The sequence below is a fragment of the Proteus sp. TJ1640 genome (genome assembly GCF_003144445.1).
Lineage (GTDB): Bacteria > Pseudomonadota > Gammaproteobacteria > Enterobacterales > Enterobacteriaceae > Proteus > Proteus penneri.
Genome location: NZ_PENY01000026.1, coordinates 32,269 through 53,095, shown reverse-complemented (window position 1 = coordinate 53,095; position 20,827 = coordinate 32,269). Strand labels below are relative to the sequence as shown.

Sequence of the window (20,827 nt, the reverse complement as noted above, 5' to 3'; positions counted from 1 at the left end):
GTTCTAAAAATGAAGTGTTATTAAAATAATGGTCGCTATTGATAGCCAATAAAAACGATTATTTATCCCGCTATTGATCACAAAAAACAGGCATCAATCTTGCTTTTGTTTGGTAAAAAAGATATATGTACAAATTATCGGTGTGTTACTAGTTAGACTAGGCAAAAACCTGAAAATGCTGAGGTACTACTTCATGTCATTTCAGGTTTTTTGCATTTATAACGTATAATAATGGAAATCGCCTATATGTACCTAATAAAAAAAGTTATAAATAATAATGTGATACTTGTAGACAACGAAGTCCAACAAGAGGTAGTTATTATTGGTAAAGGTATAGGCTTTAATTCTAAAGTTGGTCAAAATTACCATTACAGTGAAAGTGATGAACTTTTTATCAAGCCTAATGACCATGATATACATAATTTTCTTGATAATATTCCTATTGATATTATCAAATTGACTATTGAAGTTATCAATAAATGTAAACCAATTTTAAATGCAGAGTTAAGTGATAGTTTAGTTATTATGCTTTCTGAACATATCACTTTTGCAATTGAGAGAAGTAAAAGTAGGGAGATGAGTATTTATTTGTATGAAGTGCCTTATTTATATCATCTTGAGTTTATTGCAGGAAAAGTTGCTGTTGATTATATTAATGAAAAACTTGGTATAAATTTACCGCCAAGTGAAGCTTCTCTCATTGCACTTCATTTTGTTAATGCAAAATTAAATAATAAAAGTGTTGGGGATACACTAAAGTTTACACAAATAGTTTATAAAATTGTTAATATCGTAAATTACTCATTTCATATTCAAGTTAATACCGAGTCAGATAGCTTTTCTAGATTTATTAATCATCTAAAATATTTATTGATCCGTTGTCAGACAAATCATGGCACGGGTAGTCAATTTAACTCGGTTCTTGAGGAATTGGTTGAGAAAGAATTACTAAAAAATTTCTCATGCGCAAAAAAAATAGCTGCATTAATACAATCTGAATATAATTTCCCTGTTTCTCGTGAAGAAAATATTTATTTAGCATTACATATAGAAAGGCTTTTAAATTCAATTTAGAGCTGAGTATTATTTAGCATAGGTGTATAACTGGCAAGACTAGATATTAACCTGATTGATATTCTCCCTTGAAGAAAAAATATATTGCCATTAAAAATGGTAGTGGAAAAGGAAAATTGTATGGCGATAAAGTTAATTGCTATCGATCTTGATGGTACGTTATTAAATACTCATCATCAAATTAGTGATATTACTCAAAATGTTCTTCAACAAGCCCAAAGAAATAACATACATATTATTCTTGCATCTGGCCGGCCTTACTCAGGAATACAGCCTTATTTACAACAGTTAGCTTTAAATAAACCTGGAAATTACTGTATTAGTAACAATGGTAGTGTTATTCACGATGCTTTAAACGGCAACCACCTTATCGATTTTTTATTAGATATTGATGACTATAAAAAAATTTATGCGCAAACTGAAAAGTTAGCTCTTTCATTACACGCTCTTGGTGACAATAAAATTTTTACAGCAAATAAGATTATTGGTTTTTACACTACTCATGAAGCTTATCTTTCGAATACGTTAATTCATTATGTCCCAATGGATGAAATGCCTGCTGATATCTTATTTACTAAATTTATGATTTCTTCTGAAGAAGATTACTTATCTAGTGTTATTAAAAAGATACCATCTTCTTATTTTCAACAGTATACCTTAGTTAGAAGTACCCCGTATTTTTTAGAAGTGTTAAATAAAAATGCGAATAAAGGCTTAGCAATACAAGCAATTGCACAACAGTTAGATTTACGTAAGCATGAAATCATGTGCATTGGCGATCAAAATAATGATCTGCCTATGTTTGATGTTGCTGGAACCTGTATTGCAATGGAAAATGCAACCGATAAATTAAAGTCACGAGCTATAGATGTGACAAGTTGTAATGATACTGATGGGGTTGCAAAGGCGATAAAGAAATACGCTCTGTAAGGCTTCTTTTTCATTTAAAAACGAGTTTAGCATTATTGTAACTCGTTTTTAAATTTTACTCTTAATTCTCTCGAATTTCTTTTTTATATTGTTTTCATTTTCCCTAATGAATGGGACAAGTGAATTTTATAGGTATCGTAAAAATAATTTTTCTAGGTAGACCGTTCGAGTCAATTAAAAAAAGATGTTTTGGACTTAAACTCACTGGTTAAGTTTTTCCGCTCCTTATTAATTAAGATACATTAAATTGGGATTTTATAATAGTCTATGATATGTATCTAGTAGATTGTTTTGTTAACTAGAAGGCTGTTAGGATAATAGAGATGGAACCAAATTATTGTCACTTATTCATCACAGCCATTACAGTATTAATTCTATTTTTAGTGCTTTACTTATTAGTTGGTGGCTTAATATCAAAAGTGACAACCTCACTTTCATCCCAACCATAACGGACAGCTTTTATATAAATCTTATTAATACCTTTATTTAGTTCGAATGCGCCAGAATAAACATCCCAATTTTTGCCATCAACACTATATCCTATCGATGCGCCATCTGTTCTATTTGCTATATAAATTTTTTTTGTCACATTGTTTTGTTCAGCTACTGGAGGTAATGTTTTATAAGTTTTACCATTTTCATCATGAATATCAGCGACTAACTGTGATTCATCTATAATACCCGTATCATTTATAGTATTTCTCCAATTTTCTAACTTACTACGATATAACGCCAATTTTTCTTTATTTTCGACATTATTGGCAATATTATTCAATTGCCATGGATCATTCTTTAAGTCATAGAGCTCTTCTTTATTTTTTACTAAAAACCAAGCTTTTTGTTCAGAGGATAAAGTGTTATTTTTTAGCCCCTGATGTAATGCACTCATGGTTTCAAAGGAATTTCTAAATTCTACGTTGTCTCCATTAGGCCTTAAATCGATATTTTGAACATATTGAAAGTTTTTATCTCTTACGTAGTATGAACGTAGATATATATCATCAATTCTTCCGCGAGATGAGTAAATGTATTCTCTTTCTGGCGGATTATCGAGTGATAAATTAATTCCTTTCATGTAATCAGGAATGTTAGTTTTGGTAAATCCCAAAAGTGTAGGTGCAAGATCTTCAAATGAAACTAAGCGGTCATCTTTACTACCATTTTTCGGCCAGTGGGCAGGACGGTATTTTTCAGGAATTCGAACGATCAAAGGAACATGAGTACCAGAGTCATAGCCTTCTCTTTTATGTCTAGGTAAACCATCTCCATTATCTGCAGAAAAAATGACGATAGTATTATCCCACAACCCATCTTCTTTTAACTGTTTTATGATATTCCCGACTTGTTGATCTAACACATTAATGTTTTTATAAAATAGGGCAACTTCTTCCCTCACTTTAGATGTATCTTTCCAATAAGGATCTAGCTGTAATTTATTAGGATCAATATCAACTGTATTATAAAAAGAACGTAGCTTATTCCACATAACTGGCATGTTTTTAAAGTCTTCTGGGGCATTTTCTAATGTATATAACCCTGATTCATGAGTAATTTGTGGATTTAAGTTAATATAAAAAGGTTTATTTTTTAAATCATGCATACGCCATGCTGGACGCACTTTTTGATCATCAAAGTTAAAATATGTTCCGTGGGCATCCCATATCGTGAAAGGGCCAACATCAGTAAAGTTATCCGAAAACTGATAATCAGTTTTCACATCGACATAAGTAAAATAACCATTTTGTCTCATTAATTCGGGGTAGGCTTTTACATATGAAGGTGGTACACCACGATAGGGCTGTGTATACGTCCCAGTTCTCATGTGTTGTAAACCTGTTCCGTTTTGAGGCATGCCTGTGATTAAGCCAGCTCGTGAAGGTGAACTGACACCAGCCATTGTGAATGCATTCATGAACGTTACACTTTCTTTAGCAAATTCATCAATATTTGGTGTAATGGCATTAGGATCATCGTAAATACCTAATCTTGGATTCATATCTTCAGCTAATATAAAAACAATATTAGGTTTTTCATTGTTTATTTGTGGTGAAAACTGGGTAGGTGATGCGTGTACATGCATAGGTGATGATATTAAAATAAGACTCGCAATAATATTTAATTTCATTAACTGTTCCTCTACTGTTAGATGGAGAACATGACCGCAATTAATGTAGCCAATAAACCGTATTTATTTTTATGAGAAGCTAAATTTTTTCATTTCTAGCCTAATTGCTTTAAATGATGTTCCGGCATTTAAACCTTTTAGTATTATCTGCATTCTGGGTAAAACATAGGTATAATGCTTATAGAATCCATGACATAGATAGTTTTTATTTGGAATACCATTACTGGAGAGTAAAAATCGATGTTTAGGGCAACCGCCATTGCAAATCGGTTTTACTGGACATTTTAGACAGTCTTGACTTATATTGTCTCGCTTACTTAAGCCAAATTTAATATTTTCTTTTGAATTCACTAGGGATATTAATTGGTCATGGTTAATATTACCTAATTTATATTCAGGATATACAAAGTGGTCGCAAGAGTAGATATCGCCGTTGGCTTCAACAATCAGATTACCACCGCATGTTTCATTAATGACACATGCGCTAACATTACCCGCTATTTTTGATAGTGTTTGTTCAAAGTTCATGACGAAAATTCTACCTATGTCATTGTTTGCCCAATAATCAAAAATAGTATTCATAAACGTAGCCCATTGATTTGGCTTAACAGAACTTTCCTCTACGCGACATTGTCCCTCAAAGTTTGGTTGAATGAGTAAAAGACCATTTTCATCGGCTTCATTTGCTATTCTTTCAATTAAAGGAATAAATTGCATATATTGACTACCGATTCGCTTTAAAAATTTATATACCTCTAGTGGATATTGGGAATTATATTCGTTAACAACAGTTAAGGTATTAAATTCAACCTTATACTTTTTTAAACAGTTGATACCTGCCATCACTTGATCAAAAACACTTTTACCCGATTGACTCAACCGATATTTATCATGGTGCAATCTATCGCCATCAATAGAAATACCTACGAGAAAATTATTTTTTTTGAGAAAAATGCTCCATTCATCATCGATATTAATCCCATTAGTTTGTAACGCATTTAAAATGGTTTTGTTCCCTTTATATTTATTTTGTAGTTCAATGGCTTTTTGATAAAAAGCACGCCCCATTAAGGTTGGTTCACCACCTTGCCAAACAAATTCAATGCATTGCCCTTCCTGGGATTGAATATACTTTCGGATATAATTTTCAAGTGTGACATCATCCATTCTCCAGTTAGTTTTACGCTCTGGATATAGATTTTCTTTTTCAAGATAGAAACAGTAGTGACACTTTATATTACATAGAGCACCAGAGGGTTTTGACATTAGCTGAAAGTTGTGGAATTTCATTTTGTTTTCTTCTTATATCATGGACTGACTTAACTACTTTCTGTGAATAATCTTATATTACATTTAAAGTCTATAGCTTCGTCATACTTCATATTATTGAGTTATTGATATGCTCTTTTATACATATCAACGATCTTTGAATGAGTAGGCTAAGCATTAATAGGCTAGCCTACTAATCTATTTTATTTAGTTCTTAAATCCATCTTCCATACGATTAAATTTATAGAAGAATTCTAATGGTTCAACTACTGGTGGATTACTATACTTCTTCGCTTCTTCCCACCATAGCTGTTTTAATTCTTCTAATTTTTCGGGATATTTCTTTGCTAAATCAGTTGATTCGGAGAAATCATCAGCGGTATTGAACAACTGCCATTGGTCATCGTCATAACTAGTATTATAACGATGTAATGCAACAGCGCGCCAATCGCCTTGAGTGATTGCTCGTTGCCCTCTCAGTTGGAAATATTGAACATCGCGTGTTTTGGCATCATCTGAATTTAAGGTTGGTAAGAAAGATTTACCTGCGATAGGGAGCTGTTTAACACCTTCAACGTCACTGGCGAATGCCGTTCCTGCTGCATCTAAGATAGTTGGTGCAATATCAACCACACTCACATATTGCGAGCGGATAGCATTAGGTTGCTTAGTTTTACTAGGCCATGAAACAATTAGAGGTGTTCTTACTCCACCTAAATATGGCCATAATTTATAGCGATTAAAAGGAGTCGCTCCAACATAAGCCCATGGACGTTGATAGAGCATATCAGTATTTGGACCACCCGCTTCATCAAGATTTCCCAGCATATCTTTTACTGAGGTTTTATCCATGTAAGCTTGTCTGAAGCCACCATTAACTCCGCCTTCAGGGGCTGCACCGTTATCAGATAAAAGAATAATCAAAGTATCATCATACTGATCTGTTTCTTTTAAATGCTTGACCAAACGACCAATTTCTTCATCAGTATGTGTTATATAGCCTGCATACGTTTCCATAAATTTTGAATAAACTTTTTTCTGGTCTTCATCTAATGAATCCCATGCAGCATCACCTTTTCCTCTCGGGGGTAATATCGTATTTTTAGGAATAATGCCGAGTGTTTTTTGTTTTTCAAATCGCTCAAGTCGAAGTTTATCCCATCCTTGATTATATTTACCCTCGTAGGTATCAATATACGATTTTGGTACATGATAAGGGGAGTGGGCAGCACCTAGAGCCAAATAAACAAATTTAGGCTTTTCTGGATTACTATCGATGCTATCGATAGCATGATTAATTAAATCGGTCGACAAGTGATAGTTAGGATCATTTGGCGGGATAATTCTTTGATTATCTTCTATTAGCGCTGGCTTGTATTGACTGGTATGTCCACTTAAGAAACCATAGAATTTATCAAACCCACGTTGAATTGGCCAAAAACTTTGGTTACGAGCTTCATCATCTTTATAGTTTGGTGCTAAATGCCATTTACCTAAAGCATAGGTGTTATAGCCAGCAGCCTTAAGGGCTTGGGCCATATTCTGCGCATTCTCAGGAATTTCACCGCTAGTCGTAGGACCTGAACCATAAGGGATATCTTTTTTGGGAGCATTTACGTTGTTAGGCGGAAGGTCTTCCATATTTACGGTTTGGTTATTGCGCCCTGTCATAATAGCTGCACGTGTCGGTGCACTAATTGCACTGGTATCAAAACGATTGTAACGAATACCCGATTCCGCTAAGGCATCAATGTTGGGTGTTTTGATCTCAGAACCAAAGGCACCAAAATCAGAAAAGCCAACATCATCCAATACAATCAATATGATATTTGGATTTTTCTTTTCGATAATTTTATTCGCTTGAACATTCTCTGCTACACTTGGATTAGTAACGAGTGCAAGTGTTAATAATAATGAGCTATCGAATGCGATACGCATTTTCTTCCATAAATTATTCTTTTTATATTTTCCTTTACTGGGGGACTGAGTATCAGGAACAGATATCATTGTATTTGCATGGTGTTTATATTTCATTTTTAAACCTTAATATTTATTGATTAATATTATGAAAATGATTTTCTAATTTATATTTAGAGAGCAATAATAATTAATATTTTTCTATTCTGAATATGACTAGAAATCCCATTGAAAACCAATACGAGTGACATCAGAATTTTTATCTTGCCAATCCCAGCTTATCCATGCCCGCAATTGCGGAGAACCAAACCAATATTCTAATTGTGGTGTAATACTCATACCACTAAACTCATCCCAGCTATTATAAAGTATATAAGTTATTCCATAAGGTGTTGTTGGATAACGTTGTAAACCTATTGTTGCAGAGTAGCCCAATCCATCTTTTGCCCAGCCTTTCTTTTTAATTTCATTAATTGATTCATCTCCACGTTTTGAATAAGCCATTTGCCCAGCAAAACGATATTGATTACCAATGTTTTTAAATCCTGCAAAAGCATAAGTGTATTGGTTTGTTGATTCTCTTGCATATTTACTATCAGAGTTACTGATATTTCCCTGTTGAGTTTTTGTGATATTAACATTACCAACAATAGGTTTTGTGCCGTTAGCTATACTAGGTTGACCGTTATGTAGAGAAACATAAATTCCAATAGCATCAGGTTTAAATTGGTAAATATCTGCAGTTTGATAACCGAGATCAACTCCATATATGTGGGAGTTTCTATCGAAGCTCGCATTAATAAATAAGTTGTTACTAAAATGATTTTTATAAATAAATTTACCTACATTTTTTAGTCCTGCATCAGCTTGTGTGTCTAATAGTGCTTGAGCTCCCATATCAACAGAAAAGAAACTCCAAGTGGCCGTATGTTTACCATAGAGAATGGCTCCCCAGCGATCATGTTCAAGACCAAAACGGTACTGTTCCCAATCATTATTTTCGTCAAAATCATCAAAGCGATTAACCATTTTTCCATTCGCTTTAACGATATTATCTTGTGAACGATACCAAAAATCACCGACAAACGCGGTATTTTCAGTAAAATAGGTTTTCCCTCTCAGCCTACCACCTAGCTGAATATAAGTATGATCATAATTATTATAATGGAGATAGTTACTTTTAACTCTGAAGTTTGCATACCAACGGGAATCTTTTTCAAAGTTAGTTAATATTTGAATTGTTGCCCCTTTTTTTTCATTTAAATAATTTTCTGCAACCCCAGAAAATTCTCTTTTAGACGATTTAGGTTTGTTGATATCAGTCGCACTTGCTAGTGTAGTAAAAAAGCAAAAAAAACTGGCTATTAATGGAACAACATATATTTTTTTCATTAAACCATCCTTATTACCTAGAAATATTATTTTATGTGTAGTAAACCACTTGAATATGTTCCAATTTATTTTATTAACTTAAATTTTTTATAAAAAAAAACCTGAAACCGTTTCTATTTTGTAGTTCATAAATAGAAACGGTTTCAGGTTTTTGCCTAGTAATACTAGTAACACACCTGTGTTGTTTTTAAAAAAATATATGAATAAATTTATTTAACAAGGTTTTCATTTGAAATTTGTGAGCAATATTACAATAACAATGTCTTTGTACTTTAATAATTAACTTAAGATTGGTCTAAGCCATTACGCACACTTCTTCAATTCAGAAGCCCGTTTAAAGCGTCTGGTGGAAAACATTTTTCACAGCATTGGTGTAAGCTGAGTTTAGCAACCACTCTAAAAACTTCTTTAGTTCATTATTATCTAGATAACGAGTAGCTTTATTATTGGTCAGTTTAAACTTCGCTCGCTATGAGTTAGATTTTGTCAATAATGTAAGATTAGTAAAATTACCATCAAAATACGATACACCAATCGCAAACTCATAGGCTACTGATAGTTCACTCAATACATTACCAACTTGAACCTTAGCGTCTCGACCATCAATTTTTCGCATAAGTTCTATCTCGCTTTTTCGGGCCACTTTATTCATCAATAATATTCAGGATTCTAAAGCGTTTGCTACAGTACAAACTGTCTTGTAAAAAATCTAAAGTTCCTTCATAGCATGGTTTTTAAAGCTGACTTCTATAAACATTTTTTTAAGTTTTGTATTTTCCTCTTCAAGCTATTTTAATCGTTTAATACCATTGTATTATATCCACAGGTACTCTGATTCCTAATTATAGTATGTGGAGTTTCTGATCTCATTTTGGCGACAGATATCGCCCACTTTCATCCCTGAATCAGCAATTTTTACGATATTAACGATTTGAGTTTCGGTAAAACGGATTTTTTCATAGTGACTTCTGCAAATATTTGGGTAGAAAATCTAACTATAGCGGTCTCATTTTAGAGGAAGTGAACAACCTAAAACAGAACGACCTCTAAGATAGCTGCCACTCACACCAGCCACAAATCCATCTAAGCAACGCTTTTGGGTGAGTGATGGATTGTTTTTTAAGCTATTTAATTTTGAAATAACATCAGAATGATCAGCAAATCTTTCTATAACATTAGGTCGCCAATTGACTTCTGATAACAAGACTCGTTCTTTTTCTGAAAGAGTATCAAGCTGATACAGTCAAACTTGGTGTTCAGGATCATACTGACTGTTTTCATACTTATAGAGTTTTCGCAAAATTCGCATAATTTTTTGCACGATTTTACCTTGTTATGTTTATAGGGTTTTAATTGATATTGGTGGGTAACATAAATAGAAGATATGTAACTTAATACAGATACAAAAAAAAGCCAGTTCAAATGATGAACTGACTTTATTAATAGAGGCAGATAAAGTTTATTTTACTGTAAGTTCAGTTTCTTCATCTTGGTTAAAGACAGTTTTATCCGTTTGTCCCATAATTTGACTCGTGATTGTACCCGCTGTCATTGAGCCACTGACGTTTAATGCGGTACGTCCCATATCAATTAATGGCTCTACAGAGATTAATAGGGCAACTAATGTCACAGGTAAACCCATTGCAGGCAGAACGATAAGAGCTGCAAATGTAGCACCACCACCAACGCCCGCAACACCTGCAGAGCTGACGGTTACGATAGCAACTAAAGTGGCAATCCACATTGGATCTAATGGGTTAATTCCCACTGTAGGCGCAACCATAACGGCTAACATCGCGGGGTAAATACCCGCACAACCATTTTGACCAATTGTTGTACCAAAAGATGATGAGAAGCTTGCGATAGATTCTGGCACACCCACACGCTTAATTTGAGTTTCAATATTTAACGGAATACTTGCAGCACTTGAACGACTTGTAAATGCGAATGCTAATAAAGGCCCCGCTTTTTTGAAGAATTTAATAGGATTCAAACCCGTAAAGCTAACTAGTAATCCATGAACCACAAACATTAAGCCAATAGCAACATAGGAGGCAACAACAAAGCTTCCTAATTGAATGATGTCGTGCATATTTGAGCTTGCAACAACCTTAGTCATCAGCGCCATTACACCATAAGGTGTTAACATCATAACAATACGAACCAGTTTCATGATCCATGATTGTAAGCAATCAATTGCAACTAAAACTTTCTCACCACGAGGTTGGTCTTCTTTGAGCAGTTTCAGTGCAGCCATACCTAAGAAAGTAGCAAAGATAACGACGCTAATAATTGATGTTGAGCTTGCACCTGTTAAATCAGCAAATGGATTTTTAGGAATAAATGACAAAATAAGCTGTGGCATCGTTAAGTCAGAAACTTTGCCCATGTAATTTTGTTCAAGTGCAATTAAGCGCTGTGCTTCTTGTTCACCTTGTACTAGGCCTTCTGCTGTTAAGCCAAATAAATTAGCAATAACAATACCTATTAATGCAGAAATAGCTGTGGTGAATAATAGTGTGCCAATAGTGAGTCCACTAATTTTTCCTAGTGATGATGCTTGGTGTAATCGAGCTACGGCACTAAGAATAGAGGCAAATACTAATGGCATAATGATCATTTGTAACAGCTGTACATAGCCATTACCCACGATATTAAACCAAAGAATAGATTCTTTAATAATAGGATCGTGTGAGTCATAGAATGCGTGTAGTGCTAGCCCAAAAGCAACACCAAAAACTAAACCAACAAGAACTTTCTTTGAAAGGCTCCACTGACGTTGACTTAATTTAGCCAAGATGAGTAATAGCACAACAAAGACGAGCACGTTAATGATTAACGGAAAATTCATCTTAACTCTCCAACGAGATCTTTATTTATATAATTTCGACGATTGTATGCGATATGAGTTCTTAGGCAATAAGAAAGGATATAACAGCACCAATGCGATATAGGGTAACAGAACTGTTAATAACTTTTTATAATTAATTATTATTTTATATAATCATTTGGTTATAAAAACAAGGAAAGTTGCTATAAAAAGGAGTAAGAATTTATAAATAAATAGAGAAACGTAGGTTTTTGTCAGACTGTGTTAAAAATTAGTACGCTTATCGTGGTACACCTGTAACCAGTTATTGATTTGCGAAGGCAGGGTAACAGTAAGGTGAGGAGGTAAAAAAAGTGCGCCAACAAGGATCAAAACAGAGATAAACCTCTCGCCTTTTTTATTGTTCTTTTTGCCTAAAATGGGTAATGCAAAGCGTATTTTTAAAGGCCACAGGAAAGGAACGCCAGCGGGAGTTAACATATCTGCAATAAGGTGGCTAAGATAACCTAATAAAAGGGCATGGAAGATATCGGCGGAAATATCCCACTGTGGTGAAACTTGGGTTTCCCATAAAATAGCTAAACCACAAAGCGCAAGTAAACTATGCGTAAAACCTCGATGACCACAGAGTTTTGATAGAGGCAGTGAGATAATACGGAATAATCGCCCGAGAATAGAGCCAGGGTGGTCTAAGTCAGGTAGAAGTGAGCCTAATAAGACAGCAGGGATCATGTGAAACCAATCACCATGAGCAAGAGCTGGCGTTATTTCAAGTTTCTGCGCTAACACAAGTGTTGCCACAGAAAAAAGTAGATGTCCTTCTGCTGTCATTCCATGTCTGTTTATTTGCTGTTCATTTATACAGTAATTAAAGTATAAAAGGTTTTGACGATAACTAACAGACAAAAAAGATAAAAATTGTCTTAAATATTAAGCAATAACAGGAATATTTTATTTAATTGATTTAAAAATGATCGAATTTAGGATAAGGAACCAAAAAGTAAGATCACGGCGAGAGGAAGCAAAAGAAATATACAAGAGGAATACTTAAAAATAGAGAAGAGGTTGGTGAGCTTATGTTCATTAAAAGCAGAATAAAAAGGATATCTTATAAAGTAGAATATCCTTTTTATTTATGGAAATTAGCCTAATAAATGTAGTTGCGTTAGTTCATTGAGTGACGCGATTTTTACATCAGCTAAGCCCCATTGTTTATCATTAAATTGTTCTATTGCAGGGACAACGATAGAGCGCATTCTGGCGCCTTTACAAGCAATCATACCATTGCGAGAATCTTCTAATGAAACACAGTGAATAGGGTCAAGATTAAGCGCTTTAGCTGCATTTAGATAAACTTCAGGGTGTGGTTTGCTGTGTGGTAGCTCATCAGCAGACACGACAGCTGAGAAGTAATGACGAATATTAAACAACTCTAGGACACGCTCAAGCATAAAATCAGGAGATGCTGATGCTAGTGCAATTTTTAGCCCTGATGATTTGCAAAGTTCTAAGGCATGCTCAACACCTGGTAATAGTGGCTTTGTTTCTTCAACTAATTTGACAACACGAGAAACCATTTTTTGTTTTGCTTCTTGTTTTGAAACGCCTTGCCAAGGTGATGCTCTATACCATAAATCAATGACTTCGTTTATTCTTAACCCAACCATATCAGGCATTGCCGATGCAAGGGATAGATCGACACCTAATTCAGCAAAGACCTCATGTTCTGCTTGCTGCCAAAATGGTTCAGAGTCGATTAATAAACCATCCATATCAAATATTGCAGCTTCAATAGGGAATTTAAAAGACATGTTACTCTCCATAAATAAGGTCTATGTTGTCGAGTGGCGATTGTAGCAAGAGTTACAGGGAAAATCTTTTTAATCAGTTTCTTATTTATTTTGTAAAATAAATAGAGAGAATAGCTACTATTAATTTATTGTCGTGTTAGCCGTTAATTAGACTACGATAAACAGATAAATATTGACGAATTCGACTAGTGAGGATGTGATGAGTTATCAATATGCAGGATTATATGCCATTTTAAAGCGTGTACTTGGCTGGCTTATTTTTATTCCTGCCTTTATTTCGACAGCTGTATCATTGATAGGATTGGCTGCAATTCAACGCCCAAGTGGTGATGGTGTAAATGCCGTGATTAATGATTTTTTTCGTGTATTAGCGGAAATGGTGCAATTTAACACACCTTTTTTAGGTTTTTTCTGGCGAAATTCACCTATCCCCAATACACAAATGGGATTTAGCCAAGAAAATATCACTTTTTTTGTTATTTTTCTTTTTATGTTCATAGGATTAGCATTCAGCGCATCAGGATTACGAATTTATCGTCAAGTGAAATATTTGAAAGAAAATATACAAGATCAGCTTATTATTGAACGCGCAATGAAAAGTGGTGTAACGGCTGAAGAATTGCAACAAAATATCAAATTACCGCGACATACTATATTTACTCAAATTATGGTGCTTTATTTATCACCTCTGATTGTCATTGCAATTGGCTATTTCTTAATGAAATTTTTAGGATGGTAACACTATTTTAAAGTGAGCGAGGACTGTTCACTTATATTAATTGAAAGGAAAAATAAACCTCGCATCACTGAATCTGGCGAGGTTATATTTTTTAGTTTTTTATTATCTCAATACTATTTCACTTTATTCCTATTAAGGTGTTGCTAATAGATCATCAATGATTTTTCTGACTTCTAAATAATTTTCTTCGCCCCCAAATAAATTACAACGGTTGAGGAAGAAATAGAGTTGGTAAATAGGCTGACGTGATAAAAACTTATCGGATAGTGGCCAAACACTTTGATAACCGTCGAAAATATTTGCAGGTACTGCAGTACAAAGCGGTAACATTGCGATATCACATTCTCGATCACCCCAATAACAAGCTGGATCGAACACGGTACCTTCTGATTGACCAATTGCAGCACAGTTTTTAGGCCATAGATTGCCGTGAAGCAAAGAGGGTTGTGGATTATGATCAGCGAGGCGATGAGTGATAATTTGAGTGATCTCATCGATATCTCCAAAAACCATACCTTTCTCAGAAGCTAGTTGTAGCTGAAAACCAATACGTTTTTCAGAATAAAAGTGATTCCAGCGTTTTTCCCAGCTATTGAGTTGAGGAGTTGTATCGATTTGGGTATCGAAATCAAAGCCATAACTAGGTTGTTCTTCCCACTGATGTAGTCTTGCTAGTTGTTGTCCAAAACAGTAGGCGCTATGAGGTGTAAATGGTTGAACAGGCAAAAATTCAAGGAGTAGAAAGCTGGCATCTTTACTATTACCGATACCAAGAACTCGGGGAGTTCGAATTGTTTGGCTTTTTGCCAGCATTTCGAGTTGTTCTGCCTCATTTTTAAAGTTAGGCAGAAATTCACGCAAATTAGATTTCACAAAAACAGGTGTATCACCATAATAAATTTTCCATGTATGATGAATATCACCACTAGAAAGGTGAATTTTTTCGTTTATCTTTGCTGAAAATCCTAAGTTTGATTCCAGTAAACGACCTATATTCTGCCACATACTTACACCTCGCAAAGTTGTTTACTTAGTAGACCCAAATAAAATAGTAACGAGCGATGTTTATACTATGACAATAACACTTTAATTAAATCAATAAAGTATAAAGCTAAAAAACGGGATGATTATCCCGTTTTTGCGAAGATAAAGAAGATGCTCAGGCGCTAGCGGGTTTTGTTTGTCGCTTTATTTTTGCCAAACTTATCTGATTAGAGAGTAGCGCAATAATAAAGAACACAGCTTGCGTTAGCACAATACAAGGACCTGTTGCTCCATCAATATGGAAACTAATAAATGTTCCTATAACACTAGATGCGACAGAAAATATAATTGCTAACATAATCATGCGTGAAAAACTGCGTGTTAATAAATAGGCAGTGATCCCCGGTGAAATAAGCATTGCGACAACTAAAATAATCCCAACGGCCTGCATTGAAGCAACAATGGTTAATGCCAAAATGGACAGTAAGCCATAGTGCAATAATGTGACAGGTAAGCCAACAATTCTGGCTTGGTTAGGGTCGAAGCAATAAAGCATAAAATCTTTTTGCTTAATAAGCATAATAGTGATGGTGATTACACAGATAATACTAATTTGAGTTAATACATCAGGTGTAATGCCTAAAATATTACCAAATAAAATATGCATTAAATGTTGGTCTGTATCGACACTGGCAAAAATAACCAAACCCACCGCAAACATGCCTGAGAATACAATCCCCATCACTGTATCTTCTTTAATGCGACTGTGATCTTTTAAATAACCAGTGGCAAAAGAGCAAAATAGCCCAGAAAGGAAGGCACCTACTGTTAACGGGATAGCAGTGACATAAGCAAGAACAACGCCAGGTAAAACGGCGTGAGAGATTGCATCTCCCATTAAAGACCAGCCTTTTAATACCATATAACAAGATAAAATAGCGCAGGCGATACCTATGATAATGGCCGCAACAATAGCGCGTTGCATAAAGGGATATTGAAAAGGCTCAATGAAAAATTCCATCAACTCATTCATAGTTTCACCTCTTCTGGTTTTGTTGATCCTTTATGCTGATGAGATTGTGTGATCAACTGTTGTGAACTCTGACGAGCACGACGGCGAGCGGCTAACATACCGTGTTTCGGGGCGAATAAGAAAGCCAACAGAAAGAGTGATGTTTGCATTGTGACAATCACGCCACCTGTTGCACCATTAAAGAAGTAGCTAAGATAAGCGCCTACTGCACTTGTGACTGTGCCAATACAGATAGCAATAATAGCCAGCCGTTTAAATTGATCTGTGAGTAAATAAGCAGTTGCGCCAGGGGTAACTACCATAGCAATGACAAGGATGGCGCCAACAGTTTGAAGAGCCGCAACAGTACAAGCGCTCAAAAGAGTGAAAAAGATAATTTTTAATTTTAATGGTGATAAGCCAATTGATTTTGCATGAACTTCATCAAAAAAAACCACCAGCAAGTCTTTCCAAATACAAAATAAGACGAAAAAAGAAACACCCGTAATAATCACAACTTGCCATACGTCTTCATCAGCAATACCTAAGATATTCCCGAGAATGATGGTCTGAACGTTGACGGCTGTTGGTTTAAGCGAAACCAGTAACAGACCAAAGGCAAAAAAAGTGGAGAAAATAAAGCCAATAACGGCATCTTCACGAAGGCGTGTGATATGACGAATAAGTGTCATTGATAATGCCGCGAGCAAACCCGTAAAAAAAGCACCAACTGCATAGGGCAAACCTAATATATAAGCTCCAGCAACACCGGGAACAACTGAGTGGGAAAGGGCATCTCCCATTAACGACCAACCTTTCAAAATAAGATAGGATGAAAGAAACGCACAGACAGCACCGACTAAGGCACTGACCCAAATTGCTTTCACCATATAGTTATATTCAAAAGGTTGTAGGAGTAAATCTAGCATGGCTAATCTCCTTGTTTGCGCTGGCTTTGGTGCGCTGGAGTGTGTTCTTCTTGATGACCATAGAAAACAGCAGCACGTTCATCATCGGTAATAACAGTAAGTGAACGTGGATCATCATCATCATGAAGATCAGAACCTGAGAGGCTAATGTGACGTAACACACCACCAAATGCGTGTTCTAAGTTTTTCTGTGTAAATGTCGTTTCAGTTGGACCACTATCTAACACCGTTCTATTGATTAAAATAACGTGGTCACAAAATTCAGGTACACTTCCTAAGTTATGCGTTGAAACTAAAACTAAGTGGCCCTCTTCGCGCAAATTGCGTAAAAGCTCGATGATGGCATTTTCTGTTTTAACATCGACACCCGTAAAAGGTTCATCAAGTAATAAAACTGTACCTTCTTGAGCCATTGCTCGTGCTAAGAAAACACGTTTTTTCTGGCCACCAGAAAGTTCACCAATTTGGCGATGTCCTAAGCCTGACAAACCAACACGTTCTAATGATGCTTCAACAACTTCATGATCGCGTTTTGAAGGAATACGAAAAAAACCCATTTTTCCATAACGTCCCATCATTACAACATCAGAAACAAGCACAGGAAAATTCCAGTCAACTTCTTCTGTTTGTGGTACATAGGCGATCATATTTTGTTTTAACGCCTGCTGAATCGGGCTGCCGTTTAATGTCACTTTACCTTTAGAGGGCTTTACTAGCCCCATAATGGTTTTAAATAATGTGGATTTACCACTGCCATTGATGCCCACTAGGGCACAAATAGTGCCACCAGTGATAGAGAAGCTTGCATCAAAAATAGCTGTATGACCGTTGTTGTAAGTTACTGTGGCATTATCAACAGTCAACGTAGGATTAGCTTTTATATTGCTCATTGCCCAAATCCTTTCGCAATTGTATCTACTGTAATAGTAATTAAATCAATATAAGTAGGAACTTCACCACCTTCAGCGGAAAGTGAGTCAACATAAAGAACGCCACCGTATTTTGCGCCAGTTTCTTTGCTGACTTGTTTAGCCGGTTTATCTGAAATTGTACTTTCACTAAAGACAACAGGGATCTTGTGTTCTCTAACGGTATCAATCACATATTTAACCTGTTGTGGTGTGCCTTGTTCTTCTGCATTAATTGGCCATAAATAAACTTCTTTAAAGCCATAATCATTAGTTAAATAACTGAAAGCGCCTTCACTGGTCACTAACCAACGATCTTCTTGTGGGATACGAGACAACCGTTCTCTTAATGGTGCATCAAGCTGTTTAATTTTTTCTGCGTAATTTGCTGCATTTTGATTATAAATTGCTGCATTATCAGGATCGTGTTCAACAAATGCTTTACGAATATTTTCAATATAAATTAATGCGTTATTTGGTGACATCCATGCGTGTGGATTCGGATTATTTTTGTAAGCACCTTCACTAATTGCCATTGGAGTGATGCCTTCAGTTACTACAACCGCAGGAACATTACGTAACTCATTAAAAAAACGTTCGAACCAGCGTTCAAGGTTTAAACCATTCCATAAGATCAAATCAGCTTTTTGGGCTTTTACAATATCTTTTGGGGTAGGCTGATAATCATGAATTTCGGCGCCCGGTTTTGTAATTGATTCAACAATCGCTGCATCTCCAGCAACATTCTGTGCAATATCTTGAATAATAGTAAAGGTAGTGACGACTTTAAGTTTATCTTTTGCTTGTGCAGGTGTGGTTAAAAAGACTGTTGCCATAAGGCATAAAGCCGTAAGTGAAAATTTGTTTACAGAGCGAAATATATCCATATTATTATTGCCTTATTGTTGCAGAGGTATTTTCTTAATTGATAATGATTATCAATATCATTTCAAGAAAGTCAAGTTATCTCTGTGTAAAAAGCTTCATTTGATAACGACTAGAAATAAGATAACAACATGTATTCCAATAAATGTTAAGTAGATTGTTGGGTTTTGTCACAAAAATTAACAATCGTTTGTAACTATTTGTGTAAGAGATGATTTTTATTACGCATAAAAATGCACTTTCTTCCTTATTAATTCAATGTGGGTTATGTCGCTACGATTTTATCGCGATCTCTCAATCTCTTTTTTACATTGCACTAATGCATACCATTTATTCAAAAATAAGTAATAACACGATATAAACTTGTTATGGCAGATTCTATTCTGATTAATACATTTGGGAGGCAATCATAGTGAATGGGATAGATTTGAGATAAAACACACGCTAGAAATAGTAATAGATTGATTTATTTCTCGCACTTTGCCATATTTTAGCGTGAATTTTTGTGTGGAAATAGAATAATATATCCCCAACTTGTTGATATATAAACATATCGTTGTACAACCCTTTATGCAAAAGGATAAAACGTGAAAGTAAAAATTATCTTTTCTTTGGCAATTTTGCTTCTTGCTGGTTGTGCTGATAATGCTCATCAACCAATTCAAAAAGACACATCTCGATTTTTAAGTCAAAAGCCGATAAATAGCCGTATTAATAATGCTTCGATCTCCACGGCACAATGGAAAGCAACCCCTTTTGATAATCACATACAGCAAGCCTCTAGCCGTTATAATGTTGATGAAACATTAATTAAAGCGATCATCCAAGTTGAGTCTAACTTTAGACCAGAGGTAATTAGTAAATCAAATGCGGTTGGATTAATGCAAATTAAAGCATCAACAGCAGGAAGAGATGTTTATCAAAATAGAGGAAAAGCGGGGCAACCAACAACAGCCCAATTGAAAGATCCCGCTATTAATATTGATTTAGGTACTGCTTATATTCAACTATTAAGAGAGCGCCACCTTGTTGGTATTGCTGATCCTGAAACACTTTATTACGCCACCATTCTTGCTTATGTGAATGGCGCAGGCGCTTTATTGAGAACATTTGATAAAGATAGAAACAATGCGATAGCTAAAATTAATTCAATGAGTGCGGACGATTTTTATCGTTACGTTGAAAAAAACCATCCGGCAACTCAAGCACCACGTTATTTAGCTAAAGTAAGAGCTGCTTACCATGCAGGGGATAATTAATCTGGCAAATTAGCTGCGGCTTGAGCCTGTTTTAATAAAGCAGGCAAATCTGCAATGATTTCAAGAACACCGTTAATCATAAATTGAACACCCATACAGATTAATAAAAATCCCATTACACGAGAAATAGCATCAATACCACTGTGACCTAAATATTTCATAATGCTGGTGGAGCCACGAAGTGACAGCCAAACAATCACGCTAATTAAAAAGAAGGTCGTTACTGGGGCCACATATAATACCCATTGAGCAATATCAGTACGCGAAGGTATTGATGCTGCGGTACTGATGATCATTGCAATGGTTCCTGGTCCTGCGGTACTTGGCATTGCTAAAGGAACAAAGGCAATATTGGGTTCTTTGGGATTGTGGTGAGGATTATTATCGTCAGAAATAGGATCATCAACATTAGGTGTATTAGGAAATAGCATACTAAAGCCAATAAAGGCCACTATCATCCCTCCAGCAATACGAAGACCGGGTATCGAAATCCCAAACGTTGTCATTATGACGCGACCCGCATAAAACGCGATGGTCATAATGAGAAAAATATAGACACATGCCATTAAAGATTGTTGATTACGTTGTTCTTTGGTCATATTTCCTGAAAGACCAAGCCAGAGAGCAACAGTCGTTAATGGATTAGTTAAAGGTAAAAGTAAAATAAGACCAAGGCCAATAGCCTGAAAAAACTGGTAAGCAGAGTGCATGGAATATAAAAGCTCCTATAATAACAGGTAATTAAGGAGTATTTATGATAACA

The 20,827-nt window shown here is 35.3% G+C and carries 18 protein-coding genes; 4 read left to right on the top strand and 14 right to left on the bottom strand.

The genetic code is table 11. The features are described from left to right. Positions 1–231 precede the first annotated feature (231 nt). Both DK861_RS12180 and yidA read left to right on the top strand, forming a co-directional pair. A complete protein-coding gene (locus DK861_RS12180) occupies positions 232–1,074 on the top strand; it encodes a PRD domain-containing protein (RefSeq protein ID WP_109400277.1) in 843 nt (280 codons plus the stop codon). A gap of 120 nt (positions 1,075–1,194) precedes the next feature. Beyond that, a complete protein-coding gene (gene yidA, locus DK861_RS12175; RefSeq protein WP_239452176.1) occupies positions 1,195–2,004 on the top strand; it encodes a sugar-phosphatase in 810 nt (269 codons plus the stop codon). Positions 2,005–2,392: 388 nt separating this feature from the next. On the opposite strand, the gene DK861_RS12170 is transcribed toward yidA, so the two are convergent. From DK861_RS12170 to hxpB, 8 genes are all read right to left on the bottom strand, one after another. Then, positions 2,393–4,129 (bottom strand): sulfatase, encoded by a 1,737-nt coding sequence (locus tag DK861_RS12170; RefSeq protein WP_109400276.1) that lies wholly within the window; start codon positions 4,127–4,129, stop codon positions 2,393–2,395. A 69-nt stretch (positions 4,130–4,198) separates the two neighbouring features. Continuing rightward, complete coding sequence (locus DK861_RS12165; RefSeq protein WP_109400275.1) at positions 4,199–5,419, bottom strand: anaerobic sulfatase maturase; 1,221 nt, start codon at positions 5,417–5,419, stop codon at positions 4,199–4,201. Between the two features lie 186 nt (positions 5,420–5,605). Further along, positions 5,606–7,432, bottom strand: coding sequence for an arylsulfatase (locus DK861_RS12160; protein WP_109400274.1), 1,827 nt, complete (start codon positions 7,430–7,432; stop codon positions 5,606–5,608). Positions 7,433–7,531: 99 nt separating this feature from the next. Beyond that, the gene (locus DK861_RS12155; protein WP_109400273.1) at positions 7,532–8,707 is read right to left on the bottom strand and encodes a hypothetical protein; all 1,176 of its coding nucleotides are present in this window, start codon (positions 8,705–8,707) and stop codon (positions 7,532–7,534) included. Positions 8,708–9,713: 1,006 nt separating this feature from the next. Further along, complete coding sequence (locus DK861_RS18305; RefSeq protein ID WP_204101267.1) at positions 9,714–9,911, bottom strand: hypothetical protein; 198 nt, start codon at positions 9,909–9,911, stop codon at positions 9,714–9,716. Between the two features lie 255 nt (positions 9,912–10,166). Next, on the bottom strand, positions 10,167–11,558 hold the full coding sequence (locus DK861_RS12135; RefSeq protein WP_072062594.1) for an L-cystine transporter: 1,392 nt from the start codon (positions 11,556–11,558) through the stop codon (positions 10,167–10,169). A gap of 243 nt (positions 11,559–11,801) precedes the next feature. Then, positions 11,802–12,368 (bottom strand): metal-dependent hydrolase, encoded by a 567-nt coding sequence (locus DK861_RS12130; RefSeq protein ID WP_109400271.1) that lies wholly within the window; start codon positions 12,366–12,368, stop codon positions 11,802–11,804. 311 nt (positions 12,369–12,679) lie between these two features. Next, entirely contained in the window at positions 12,680–13,348 is a 669-nt protein-coding gene (gene hxpB, locus DK861_RS12125) for a hexitol phosphatase HxpB (protein WP_072062592.1), read from the bottom strand. A 199-nt stretch (positions 13,349–13,547) separates the two neighbouring features. Here hxpB and DK861_RS12120 point away from each other — a divergent pair, with 199 nt between their 5' ends. Then, entirely contained in the window at positions 13,548–14,087 is a 540-nt protein-coding gene (locus DK861_RS12120; protein WP_006537133.1) for a YniB family protein, read from the top strand. Positions 14,088–14,219: 132 nt separating this feature from the next. On the opposite strand, the gene DK861_RS12115 is transcribed toward DK861_RS12120, so the two are convergent. The 5 genes from DK861_RS12115 to DK861_RS12095 form a co-directional block, all read right to left on the bottom strand. Then, positions 14,220–15,092 carry a fructosamine kinase family protein gene (locus tag DK861_RS12115; RefSeq protein ID WP_072062591.1) on the bottom strand — a complete coding sequence of 291 codons (873 nt, stop codon included), beginning with the start codon at positions 15,090–15,092 and terminating at the stop codon, positions 14,220–14,222. A 154-nt stretch (positions 15,093–15,246) separates the two neighbouring features. Continuing rightward, entirely contained in the window at positions 15,247–16,104 is an 858-nt protein-coding gene (locus tag DK861_RS12110; protein WP_006537131.1) for a metal ABC transporter permease, read from the bottom strand. After that, positions 16,101–17,012: a metal ABC transporter permease gene (locus DK861_RS12105; RefSeq protein ID WP_072062589.1), complete on the bottom strand. Its 912-nt coding sequence runs from the start codon at positions 17,010–17,012 to the stop codon at positions 16,101–16,103. The genes DK861_RS12110 and DK861_RS12105 overlap by 4 nt, the downstream gene beginning before the upstream one ends. A 2-nt stretch (positions 17,013–17,014) precedes the next feature. Then, entirely contained in the window at positions 17,015–17,902 is an 888-nt protein-coding gene (locus DK861_RS12100) for a manganese/iron ABC transporter ATP-binding protein (protein WP_006537128.1), read from the bottom strand. Next, positions 17,899–18,756 carry a metal ABC transporter substrate-binding protein gene (locus DK861_RS12095; RefSeq protein WP_229096578.1) on the bottom strand — a complete coding sequence of 286 codons (858 nt, stop codon included), beginning with the start codon at positions 18,754–18,756 and terminating at the stop codon, positions 17,899–17,901. The genes DK861_RS12100 and DK861_RS12095 overlap by 4 nt, the downstream gene beginning before the upstream one ends. Before the next feature lie 636 nt (positions 18,757–19,392). On the opposite strand from DK861_RS12095, the gene DK861_RS12090 reads away from it, so the two are divergent. Then, entirely contained in the window at positions 19,393–20,064 is a 672-nt protein-coding gene (locus tag DK861_RS12090; protein ID WP_109400270.1) for a transglycosylase SLT domain-containing protein, read from the top strand. Here DK861_RS12090 and DK861_RS12085 read toward each other — a convergent pair. Continuing rightward, positions 20,061–20,774 (bottom strand): MarC family NAAT transporter, encoded by a 714-nt coding sequence (locus tag DK861_RS12085; protein ID WP_109400269.1) that lies wholly within the window; start codon positions 20,772–20,774, stop codon positions 20,061–20,063. The genes DK861_RS12090 and DK861_RS12085 overlap by 4 nt on opposite strands. Positions 20,775–20,827: the final 53 nt, after the last annotated feature.